Origin of the sequence: Phenylobacterium sp. (assembly GCF_028290885.1) — a bacterium.
In the GTDB taxonomy this organism is placed as follows: Bacteria; Pseudomonadota; Alphaproteobacteria; order Caulobacterales; family Caulobacteraceae; genus Phenylobacterium.
Genome location: NZ_JAQGIZ010000250.1, coordinates 1 through 11,628, shown reverse-complemented (window position 1 = coordinate 11,628; position 11,628 = coordinate 1). Strand labels below are relative to the sequence as shown.

8 protein-coding genes are annotated in these 11,628 nt (G+C 68.8%); 6 read left to right on the top strand and 2 right to left on the bottom strand.

Annotation, left to right across the window (positions count from 1 at the left end):
• Positions 1 to 31 precede the first annotated feature (31 nt).
• Entirely contained in the window at positions 32 to 1,960 is a 1,929-nt protein-coding gene (locus JWP28_RS16895) for a peptidase M61 (RefSeq protein ID WP_299544741.1), read from the top strand.
• Between the two features lie 4 nt (positions 1,961 to 1,964).
• Positions 1,965 to 2,657, top strand: coding sequence for an energy transducer TonB (locus tag JWP28_RS16890; protein ID WP_299544740.1), 693 nt, complete (start codon positions 1,965 to 1,967; stop codon positions 2,655 to 2,657).
• On the opposite strand, the gene JWP28_RS16885 is transcribed toward JWP28_RS16890, so the two are convergent.
• Positions 2,654 to 4,501 (bottom strand): aspartyl protease family protein, encoded by a 1,848-nt coding sequence (locus JWP28_RS16885; RefSeq protein ID WP_299544738.1) that lies wholly within the window; start codon positions 4,499 to 4,501, stop codon positions 2,654 to 2,656. The two genes, JWP28_RS16890 and JWP28_RS16885, sit on opposite strands and share 4 nt — an antisense overlap.
• A 169-nt stretch (positions 4,502 to 4,670) precedes the next feature.
• Here JWP28_RS16885 and parE point away from each other — a divergent pair, with 169 nt between their 5' ends.
• Positions 4,671 to 6,740, top strand: coding sequence for a DNA topoisomerase IV subunit B (parE, locus tag JWP28_RS16880; RefSeq protein ID WP_299544736.1), 2,070 nt, complete (start codon positions 4,671 to 4,673; stop codon positions 6,738 to 6,740).
• A gap of 22 nt (positions 6,741 to 6,762) precedes the next feature.
• Here the strand turns inward: parE and JWP28_RS16875 are convergent, their stop codons facing one another.
• On the bottom strand, positions 6,763 to 7,323 hold the full coding sequence (locus JWP28_RS16875; protein ID WP_299544734.1) for a hypothetical protein: 561 nt from the start codon (positions 7,321 to 7,323) through the stop codon (positions 6,763 to 6,765).
• Positions 7,324 to 7,731: 408 nt separating this feature from the next.
• On the opposite strand from JWP28_RS16875, the gene JWP28_RS16870 reads away from it, so the two are divergent.
• From JWP28_RS16870 to JWP28_RS16860, 3 genes are all read left to right on the top strand, one after another.
• Positions 7,732 to 9,678, top strand: coding sequence for a PQQ-binding-like beta-propeller repeat protein (locus JWP28_RS16870; protein WP_299544733.1), 1,947 nt, complete (start codon positions 7,732 to 7,734; stop codon positions 9,676 to 9,678).
• A 56-nt stretch (positions 9,679 to 9,734) separates the two neighbouring features.
• Positions 9,735 to 10,160 carry a hypothetical protein gene (locus JWP28_RS16865; RefSeq protein ID WP_299544731.1) on the top strand — a complete coding sequence of 142 codons (426 nt, stop codon included), beginning with the start codon at positions 9,735 to 9,737 and terminating at the stop codon, positions 10,158 to 10,160.
• Between the two features lie 258 nt (positions 10,161 to 10,418).
• On the top strand, positions 10,419 to 11,628 hold a 1,210-nt coding region (locus tag JWP28_RS16860; RefSeq protein ID WP_299544730.1), incomplete at its 3' end, for a DEAD/DEAH box helicase.

Sequence of the window (11,628 nt, the reverse complement as noted above, 5' to 3'; positions counted from 1 at the left end):
GAAACTCCTTCCCCCTCAAGGTCATGTCCCGTTGAAGCCGACCCTCTTTGCCTGCGCCGCTGTTCTTTGCCTTGCCAGCTCCGCCGCCGCCCAGACCGCCGCCGGGCCGCAGCCCTATCCGATGCCGCCCAGGACCGAGGCTCCGCAGGACATCCCCTATCCGGGCCTGCTGAAGGTGCAGGTCGACGCCACCGACACCGACCGCCACATCTTCCGTGTCCATGAGACCATTCCTGTCGCCAAGCCGGGGCCCCTGACCCTGCTCTATCCGCAATGGCTGCCGGGCAACCATGGGCCCAGCGGGCCGATGAAGAACGTCGGCGGCATCGTCTTCCGCGCCAACGGCAAGGTGATTCCCTGGACGCGTGATCCGGTGGACGTGTTCGCCTTCCACGTCGACGTGCCGGCGGGCGCGGCCAGCATCGACGTGGATTTCGACTTCCTCTCCGCGGTCACCGGCGACGAGGGCCGGATCGTCATGACCCCGGAGATGCTGAGCCTGGAGTGGATCAACCTGGCGCTCTACCCCGCCGGTCACTTCGCGCGCCGCATCGAGATCGAACCCAGCGTCCGCTTTCCGGGAGGCTGGGCCAATTTCTCGGCGCTGGAGACGGTCGAGACCAAGGACGGCCTCACCCGCTTCAAGCCCGTCGACTTCGACACCCTGGCCGACTCGCCGATGATCGCCGGCCGCTATGCCCGCCAGATCGAGCTCGATCCCGGCGGCCCGGCCCCCGTGCGCCTCGACGTCATCGCCGACCGCCCCGAGCTCTTGGAGGCCACGCCCGACCAGGTCGAAAAGCACAAGGCGCTCGTGCAGCAGGCCTACAAGCTCTACGGCTCGCACCACTACGACCACTACGACTTCCTGTTCTCGCTGTCGGACCGGATGGGCGGCGCGGGCCTGGAGCACCATCGCTCCAGCGAGGACGGCACGGTCCCGGACTACTTCACCGGCTGGGCGAAGAACCAGGCGTCCCGCGACCTGCTTCCGCACGAGTACACCCACTCCTGGAACGGCAAGTTCCGCCGGCCGGCCGACCTGTGGACGCCCAACTTCAACGTGCCGATGCGCGACTCCCTGCTGTGGGTCTACGAGGGCCAGACGCAGTACTGGGGCTTCGTGCTCTCCGGCCGCTCGGGCCTGCTGACCAGGCAGGAGTCGCTGGATGCGCTCGCCGCCACCGCCGCCACCTACGCCAACCGCGTCGGCCGCGAATGGCGCCCGGTCGGGGACACCACCAATGATCCGATCATCGCCTCGCGCCGGCCAATCCCCTGGCTCAGCTTCCAGCGCAGCGAGGACTACTATTCGGAAGGTCAGCTGATCTGGCTCGACGCCGACACCCTGATCCGCGAGCGCTCGGGGGGCAAACGCTCGCTGGACGACTTCGCCAAGGCCTTCTTCGGCATCGAAAACGGCAGCTGGACGCCGGTCACCTACACCTTCGACGACGTGGTCGCCGCGCTGAACAAGGTCGAGCCCTACGACTGGGCGAAGTTCCTGAACGAGCGGATCAACCAGGTGGCGCCCAAGCCGCCGCTCGACGGCCTCGCCCGCGGCGGCTGGAAGCTGGCCTACACCGAGACGCCCACCGAGTATTTCAAGTCAGCGGAGGCGCGCCGCAAGACGACCGACCTCACCTATTCGATCGGCCTGACGCTCGACCATGAGGCCACCATCACCGCGGTGCAGTGGGACGGCCCGGCCTTCAAGGCCGGCCTGACCGTCGGCGCCAAGCTGCTGGCCGTCAACGGCATCGCCTACGACGCCGACCGCCTGAAGGAAGCGATCACCGCGGGAAAGAAGGGCGGCCCGCCGCTCAGCCTGTTGATCAAGGCCGGCGACCACTACCGCACCGTCGAGGTCGACTACCACGGCGGCCTGCGCTACCCGCGCCTGGAGCGCATCGAGGGCGCGCCGGATCTGCTCTCGGCCATCTACGCGCCGAGGAAGTAGCGGCATGCGCGGGGAGATCTGGCTCTCGCTGGCCGCCGTCGTACTGGCCGGCGGCGCAGCGCAGGCGCAGGAAGTCGGCGAGGCCGCCGCTGCGAGCCTCTACGGTCCGTCGAAGGCCGACGTCGCCGCGGCGCCCAGCAACGATGAGGTCATGGCCGCCTGGCCGGCCAAGGCGGCGGCCCGCCGGACCGAAGGCAGCGCCGTCGCCCGTTGCACGGCCGCCCCCTCCGGCGTGCTCTCAGACTGTCAGGTGATGCTGCAGCGTCCCGAGGGCGCGGGCTTCGGCGAGGCCCTGCTCGCCCTGGCGCCCAAGTACCGGATGAAGCCGGCCGCCGAGGCGGACCGCCCCGCCGGGACCGAGGTCGTGATCTCCGCCAGCTGGCCCGCAGCCGACACCCCACCGGACTGGCGCGTACAGCCCAAGCCCGGCGACTTCGCGACCACCGCCACCCCGGCGATCTCCCACGGTCACCTGGCGGGGCGCGCCGTGATGAACTGCCTCCTGGGCAAGCTCGGGACAACCCATCAGTGCGTCGTGGTCTATCAGAATCCGCCGGGAAAGGGCTTTGGAACCATGCTGCTGCGCTTTGCCCCCTACCTGAAGCTCAAGCCGGCGCTGGTGGCCGGAAAGCCGGTCGTCTACGGCGTCAACATCCCCATGAACTTCGGCCCGCCGGTGGCGAACCTGACCTATTAGCCCGCCGCCCTCGTTGCCTCCCCTGCGGAGGGATCCTCCGGTTCGATGCCATAGCTCTTCGCCTGCTGGGCCAGGTTCGGCTGAAGGGCGAGCGCCGCCTGGATATCGGCCTCACCTTCCGCCTTGGCGCCTTTTTTCACCTTGGCGAGGCCGCGTCCATAGAGCGACCAGGGGTTCTTGGGCTGCAGGCGGATCGAGCTGTCGTACTGGGCGATTGCGTCATCGACACGGCCCAGGCGCAACAGCACCAGGCCGCGGCTGTCCATGACGGCGGAAATCCTCAACCCCCGCTTCATGGCCGCGTCGCAGTCTGCCAGCGCGATGTCGAGGCCCTTGCCCCATAACGCCCTCGTCCAGCAGCGGGAATTCAGCACAGAGCCGAGGTCCGGATCGTTCGGATGGGCGGCGATCCAGCTGTCGAACCGCCGGATGGCGTCGTCAAAACGGCGCGCACGGGAATAGGCGCCGGCGATCTGCAACTGCAGGCCACTATCCTGCGGCGCAAGTTTCGTGGCGGACTCAAAGTCCGCCTGCGCGCGCGTAGGATCGTTCGTCGCCAGATAGAGTTCGCCTCGTAAAGTCAGCGCCTGCAGATCGTGGGGCTCATATTTCAGCGCCTGGTCCAGGTCCGCCATGGCCAACACCGGCTGGCCGTTGTTCCACCGCGCCAAGGCTCTGTCGTGGTAGGGGCGGCCCTTCGTCGGCTCCAGCTCGATTGCGCGGCTGAAGTCGGCGATGGCGGCTGGGAAGTCACGTCGCGCCGCGGAAGCCGCGCCGCGACGGCTGAACTCCTCGGCATCCTTCGGCCCGTCGCTCGTCGCCGTCACGGCGGTCCCGCCCGTCGGCCCAGCCGCAGGTCCAGAGGCCGGCGCAGTGTCTGCCTTGGCGAGCTGAGTGTCCTGGCCATCCAGGCGGAACACCGGCCCGCCGTTGTAGGTGAAATAGACGCGCCGCTGGCTCTTGGCGATCATCACGCGGTGGGACAGGAAGAAGTCGCTGCCGATCAGCATGTCGGCTTGGCCGAGTTCGATGTCCGCCGTTCGCAGCCGAGTGTGTTGGACTTCTTCATCGCCGATAGCGAAGCTGTCGAAGGGGGCGATCGAACTTTCCAGCATCCGGTTGCCGAAGCCCGAGGTGATTCCGCCGGAAACCACGCCCTCGGAGGATGGCTTGACGCCGGCGCGCGCCGCGGCCGGGTTGCTGAGGTAGGAGACGGGCGAACCCGTATCGAACATCACCCTGATCGAATGGCCGTCGATCTTCGCCCGCGCCACAACGTGCGGCTGCACCGGCGTCTGGTCCTCGATAGTAAGGATGGACGACGCCTTGCCTGCGGACCAGTAGGCGAGGTTCTTGTCGCCGCAGCCGCCGTTGGCCAGGAATAGTCGGATCACGCCATTGGCTAGATCGAATTCCACGTCCGTGACGCCGAGCACGTTCTGGCCGATCAAACCGGCCGCCTCCGGCGCGAAGGTTCCCGCGGTCACCAGGAATTCGACGCCCTTCAGCGGCACGCCTGCATAGGTGAATTCGGCGACCTTGCCGACGCGGACCTGCGCCTCGCCGCCGCCGACGCCCCGAATGGTGAGCCCCATGGGCGGGGCGTAGGTCCTGACGCCGTAGGCCGCCACCGCTTCCGGCGTGAGGACGGAAAAGAATGCGCCCGTGTCCACCAGGAAGAGCGCATCCTTGCCGTTCAGCTTAGCTGGAATCAGCGGCCTCAGGCCCGCCATGGTGACCGGCAGCTCGGCAATCTTTTGAAGCTGGCAGCCAGCCGCCGATGCCTGCCCTGCGCCGGCCAGAGCGAGGGCCGAAGCGGCCAGAAGAACGAACTTGCCAATCATGCGACACCCCCGAGGTCCGACGCCAACAATCTAAGGGCGAAATCGGTGGGCGCGATAGCCCCGGTTGATGCCCGCAAGCCGCGCCGCATCGCCCCACGCGCCGCATTGCCTTCCCGCGCCCGCCGATTCATATCGGGCGCAGTCAGAATCGCCGCACGCTTACCGGTCCATGTCCCCACCCCCCGCCAAATCCGCCGCTCAGCCCCAGGCCTCCCTGTTCGACGACGCGCTGAACCCAGCGCCGGCGTCGCCGCTGGCCGAGAGCCATGAGCCCAGGCCGGATCCGGCCGTGGGCGGGGTGAAGCCCTCCGGCTACTCCGCCAAGGACATCGAGGTCCTCGAGGGCCTGGAGCCGGTCCGCAAGCGGCCGGGCATGTACATCGGCGGCACCGACGAGCGCGCGCTGCACCACCTGTTCGCCGAGGTGCTGGACAACGCCATGGACGAGGCGGTGGCCGGCCACGCCAAGGTCATCTCGGTGCGCCTCGACGCCGACGGCCAGCTCACCGTCACCGACGATGGCCGCGGCATCCCCGTCGACCCGCACCCCAAGCATCCGGGCAAGTCGGCGCTGGAGGTCATCATGACCGTCCTGCACTCCGGCGGGAAATTCTCCGGCAAGGCCTACGAGACCTCCGGCGGCCTGCATGGCGTCGGCGTCTCGGTGGTCAACGCGCTCTCCGAACGGGTCGAGGTCACGGCCTGGAAGGACGGCTTCGAGTGGCGCCAAGCCTTCACCCGCGGCAAGCCGCTGGGCGACATCGAGAAGCTCGGGCCCACGCGCAAGCACGGCACGGCCATCGCCTTCTCCCCCGACCCAGTGATCTTCGGCGAGGGGGTGGCGTTCAAGCCGGCGCGGCTCTACCGCATGGCCCGCTCCAAGGCCTACCTGTTCGGCGGCGTCGAGATCCGCTGGTCCTGCGATCCGTCCCGCATCCACGACCAGACTCCGGCGGAGGGGACCTTCCGCTTCCCGAACGGCCTCGCCGACTTCCTGGCCGAGCGGGTCAAGGACATCGAGACCGTCACCCCCGAGCCCTTCGCCGGCCGCTATTCGCGTCCTGGCGAGACCGGCAAGGTCGAGTGGGCCATCGCCTGGACGCCCGCCGGCTTCGGCGAGGCCGACGGCTTCCTGCAGTCCTACTGCAACACGGTCCCGACCCCGGAAGGCGGCACGCACGAGGCGGGCCTGCGGGCGGCGCTGACGCGGGGGCTCAAGGCCTATGCCGAGCTGACCGGCGAGAAGCGCGGCGCGATCCTCACCGCCGACGACGTCATCGCCCAGGCCGGCGCCCTGGTCAGCGTCTTCATCCGCGACCCCGAGTTCCAGGGCCAGACCAAGGAGCGGCTGTCCTCCGCCGACGCCCAGCGCCTGGTGGAGACCGCGCTTCGCGACCCCTTCGACCACTGGCTGACCGCCCAGCCCAAGTCCGCCTCCGCCCTGCTCGAATTCGTCATCGAGCGCGCCGAGGAGCGTCTGAAGCGCCGCAAGGACAAGGAGGTCGCCCGCGCCTCGGCCACCCGCAAGCTTCGCCTGCCCGGCAAGCTCGCCGACTGTTCGGGCAACGCCATCGACGGCACCGAGATCTTCCTGGTCGAGGGCGACTCAGCCGGCGGCTCAGCCAAGCAGGCCCGCGACCGCAAGAGCCAGGCGATCCTGCCTCTGCGCGGGAAGATCCTGAACGTGGCATCGGCGACCCTCGACAAGCTGGGCGCCAACAAGGAGCTCTCCGACCTGCTCCTGGCGCTCGGCGTCCATGGCGGCTCGAAATTCAGGGAAGAGGACCTGCGCTACGACCGCGTGGTGATCATGACCGACGCCGACGTCGACGGCGCCCACATCGCAAGCCTGCTGATCACCTTCTTCTACCGCACCATGCCCGACATGATCCGCTCGGGCCGCCTCTACCTGGCCCTGCCGCCGCTCTATCGGCTGAGCCACGGGACCAAGATCGTCTACGCCCGCGACGACGCCCACCGCGACGAACTGCTGGCTGGCGAGTTCAAGGGCAAGAAGCCGGAGATCAGCCGCTTCAAGGGCCTCGGCGAAATGATGCCGGCCCAGCTGAAGGAGACCACCATGGATCCTTCCAAGCGCACGCTCGCCCGCGTCACCCTGCCCCGCGCCGAGGAGGTGGTCGAGGCCCTGGTCGAACAGCTGATGGGCCGCAAGCCCGAGTTGCGCTTCCAGTTCATCCAGGAAAACGCCGAGTTCGCGGTGGCGGATCTGGACGTCTAGGCCGGTTCGAGAGCCGGAGACCCTAGCCGAAAGGAGCGTCCGTCCTCAGACGCCTGGACGGCCTGCCGACGCGCCGCCAGATCGTGTGGCCGATCAGGAAGAGGCCTCCCAAAATGCCGAAGCCGTAACTTGCCAAGTGAGCCCAAGCGTCGGCGGAGAACGCGACCTGCTTGGCCGGCGGAATGATCGTCCCCCAGCCGCCCGGCACTTGAGCACGGCCGGTGGCGACGAGGAACGCGCCGAGGAGGCCGCTGATGATAGCGGCAATGGCGCTGGCTATCATGAGCTTCACGACCGCCGATCGCAGTTCGAGGAAGCCTAATCTGGGCGCTGGCCCGATTCTGGCGGCGGCCGCCAGGCCAAGTCCAAGCGGCAGGCCGACCCACCAAGTCGCGATGACCCCCCAGCCCAGCGCAAGCAGAAATGGTGAGCTGGTCGCGAATACAGGCGGATGGGCGATTGAGAAATATTCGACGCAAAGATGCGCAGTGACCTGATCGTGGATAAGTCCATAGGCGACCGCCGCCCCCATCGAGAAGAGGACAATCTTGATTGCCTCGTTGGATTCCTTAGCAGCCCCCATCGCTTGCTCCTGACACCGGCCCGCAGTGGAAAGGAACGCAACCGACCGCCGAAGCTGCCATGGAGGCGGGGCCACCCGCAAGCTATCCGCCCAACACCCGCGTTTCGCTACGCAGTAGCGTGCCAAGCGCGTGAGCCAAGCTGCGAAGGCGCCGCCAAGTCTTCCCCCGGTACGGGGGAAGTGGCCCAAGACGCTCTTGCGTCGCGGGTCGATGGGGGAAGTCGAACCGCAGACAACACCTCCCCCATTGTCGCCCAGCCTTCGGCCATAGGCGACATTTCCCCCGTACCGGGGGAAGTCGATGACTCGGAGCCGATGGCCTCGCCCTTGAGCGCCCGACGTCATCCCTGCAATCTCGCCGCAAGAACGCGCCTGCAAGCTTGGGCGACACAAAGAAGGTTCGGGGGAATGAGTTTCAAGTCCAAGCTGGCGGCGCTGGCCGCCCTCGCCTGCGCGCTCGCTCTCCCGTTGGCGGCTCGCGCCCAGGCCGCCTCGCCCGGCGAAGGCGTGTTCAACACCCGCTGCAAGGCCTGCCACGAGCCGGCCATCGAGCGCGCGCCGAACCGGGCGACGCTCGCCACCCTGCCGCCGGCCACCATCGTCGAGGCGCTGACCAACGGCGTCATGAAGCCCATGGCCGAGGGCCTGTCGCCCGCGGACAAGCAGGCCGTCGCTGACTACCTCACCGCCGCCGCACGGCCGGCCCAGGCCGCCCAGGGCCGCGCGCCTGCCGCCGCCGCCGTTGGCGTCGACGTGAAGTGCCAGGTCAATCCGCCGATCCGCCCCACCGGCTCGGACTGGGCCAGCGTCGGCCTGGAGACCGCCCACCGCTTCCAGGCCAGCCCCGGCCTCAAGGCCGCCGACGTCCCGAAGCTGAAGGTCAAGTGGGCCTTCGCCATGGCCGGCGGCTCCATGCCGACGGTGATCGGCGACTGGCTGTTCATCACCAACCGATCGGGCAAGTTCTACGCCCTCGACCCCGCCAGCGGCTGCGTCCGCTGGGTGGTGGAGGGCGCGGTCTCGCGCACCACGCCGATGATCGTGAAGTCGGACATCTCGCCCAGCGGCTGGGCCACCTTCATCGGCGAGCGCAACCGCACCGTCCGCGCCTTCGACGCCCAGACCGGCAAGGCACTCTGGCGCTCGGCCGAGCTGGAATCCAACCCCGTCGCCGGCATCACCGGCACGCCGCTGGTCTTCGGCGACCGGCTCTTCGTACCCCTGACCTCCAGCGAAGAAGGCGCGGCGCACCAGCCCACCTATAGTTGCTGCAGCTTCCGCGGCTCGCTGGCCGCCCTCGACCTGAAGACCGGCAAGACGCTCTGGCAGACCTACGTCATCGCCGAGCCGCTGCATCCGACGCACAAGAACTCCGCCGGGACCATGATGCAGGGGCCGGCCGGCGGGGCGATCTGGTCGGCGCCGACGATCAACGCCAGGCGCGGCCTGGTCTACGTCGCCACCGGCGACAGCTACACCGAGGTTGACACCAAGGGCGCCGACGCCATCGTCGCCATGGACGTGCGCACCGGCAAGATCCGCTGGTCGAACCAGGTCACCGACAAGGACAACTTCATCGTCGGCTGCACCGACGCGGTGAAGCCCGCCAACTGCCCAAGCCCCGACGGCCCGGACTATGACTTCGGCGCCTCGCCGATCCTGTTCAAGCTGCCCCCGAAGAAAGGCGAGAAGGGCGGCAAGGAGGTGCTGCTCGCCGGCCAGAAGTCGGGCGTGGTCTACGGCATGGACCCCGACACCGGCCGCACGCTGTGGACCACCAAGGTCGGCGGCGGCTCGGCGCTGGGCGGCATCGAGTGGGGCATGGCCGCCGACGGCCAGCGGCTCTATGTGGCCAACGCCGACACCATCAACCTGATCGACGAGGAGCTGCGGCCCAAGGGCAAGTCGCCGCTCGCCCAACAGCAGCCGCCGGCGACGCCCGGCCTCTACGCGCTCGATCCGGCCACCGGCAAGGTGCTCTGGAAGACGCCCGCCCCGGTCGCGCCCTGCCGCTACGCCGCCGATCGCTCCCGCGACCGCACCGGCGGCGCCTGCGTCCGCGCCCAGTCGGCCGCGCCGTCGGCGATTCCGGGCGTGGTGTTCTCCGGCACCATGGACGGCTGGTTCCGCGCCTATGACGCGGCGAGCGGCAAGATCCTCTGGGCCGACTCCACCACCGCGCGGACCTACGACACCGTCAACCAAGTCAAGGGCCAGCCCGGCGGCAGCCTCGACGGCATGGGCGCCGCCATCGCCGGCGGGCGGGTGTTCGTGATGAGCGGCTTCAACGGCGCGGCGGGCACCGGCGGCAATGGCGTCAACGTGCTGCTGGCCTACTCCGTAGACGGAAGGTAGCCGACCGGAACACCGCCTGGGGTCGAACGTTGAGCGTGCGACCGATGGAGGTCTCGATGTCGAAGAAGAGCAAGCGCCTGCTGCCGAAGCGGATCGCCGGGGTGAAGGTCCCGAAGAAGGTCCGCAAGGGGCAGGTCGGCGAGGTCCTGGCCTCGAAGACCGGCCAGGCCCTGATCGCCGAGGCGGTGATGGCCGTCGGCGCCCTGGCGGCCGCGAAAGCCAAGGACAGCCCTAAGGTGCGCGGCGCGCTGGCGAGCGCCAAGGACAAGGTGCTCAAGGCCCGCGATCATGCCGGCCACGACGTCGGCGCCACGAGGGCCACCCTCACCTACGCGCTCGGCGAGGCGGTGCGGTCCTTTTCCGACGCCCTGCGCGATCGATCGGACGGCCGCGCTCCGTCCTCGCGCGCGGCGGCCCGGGCGGAGGCCGGCGCGGTGGACGCCAAAAAACACGAACCGCCCCTGGACATCACCCCGGCTTGATCCCGCGACGCGGCCCTTTCCGGACCCCGCGACCGCAGTTTCCGCGGCTTTATCCAGATCAACCTGATCCGTGCGCATTGACGCCTCGTACAGGGCGCCGCGAGGTTCCTTGAACTTCTGCCTCAGCCAGCGCGTTGACTTGGCTGGAGCCGCCCGTATGTTCCGCCGCGTGCGACGATCTCCGTCCGCGCCGCCGCGGTACGCCGGCCCAGCCCCAGATCCTTGGGGGTGAGCGGACCTCCGCCTCACTCGTAACGAATGACCGAATTTTCCGAACTTGGACTGTCGTCCGCCACGCTGCAGGCCGTCGCCGACACCGGCTACACCACCGCGACCCCCATCCAGGCCGAGGCCATCCCGCATGCGCTGCATGGCCAGGACGTGCTGGGCATCGCCCAGACCGGCACCGGCAAGACCGCGGCCTTCACGCTGCCGATGATCGACCGCCTGGCGGCCGGCCGGGCCCGGGCGCGGATGCCGCGCGCCCTGGTCATCGAGCCCACCCGTGAGCTGGCCGACCAGGTCGCCGCCTCCTTCGAGCGCTACGCCAAGGGGCAGAGGCTGTCCTGGGCGCTGCTGATCGGCGGGGTCTCCTTCTCCGACCAGGAGCTGAAGCTCGACCGAGGCGTCGACGTGTTGATCGCAACGCCCGGCCGCCTGCTCGACCACTTCGAGCGCGGCAAGCTTTTGATGACCGGCGTGCAGATGCTGGTGGTCGACGAGGCCGACCGCATGCTCGACATGGGCTTCATTCCCGACCTCGAGCGCATCTTCAAGCTGACGCCGGCCAAGAAACAGACCCTGTTCTTCTCGGCCACCATGCCGCCGGAGATCACCCGGCTGACCAAGCAGTTCCTGCGCGACCCCGTCCGCATCGAGGCCTCCAAGCCCGCGACCACCGCGGAGACCATCACCCAGTACCTGGTGCGCATCCCGACCACCGACCAGAAGGCCAAGCGTACGGCGCTGCGGATGCTGATCGCCCGCGACGACGTGAAGAACGGCATCGTCTTCTGCAACCGCAAGTCCGAAGTCGACATCGTCGCCAAGTCCCTCAAGACCCACGGCCTCGACGCCGCCCCGATCCACGGCGACCTTGACCAGTCCACCCGCACGCGGACCCTGGAGAGCTTCCGCAACGGCTCGCTGAAGCTGCTGGTGGCCTCCGACGTCGCCGCGCGCGGGCTCGACATCCCGGCGGTCAGCCACGTCTTCAATTTCGACGTGCCGCACCACGCCGACGACTACGTCCACCGCATCGGCCGCACCGGCCGCGCCGGCCTCAGCGGCCAAGCGTTCATGATCGCCACCCCGGCCGACAGCCGCAACCTCGACAAGGTGCTGAAGCTGATCGGCAAGGCGCCCGAGGAGATCACGCTCGACCTCGACTGGGCGAACATCAAGGACGAGCCCCGTGCGCGCGGCGCCGAACGCGGCGGCCGCGGCGGCAGCCGTGGCGGCCCGCCCA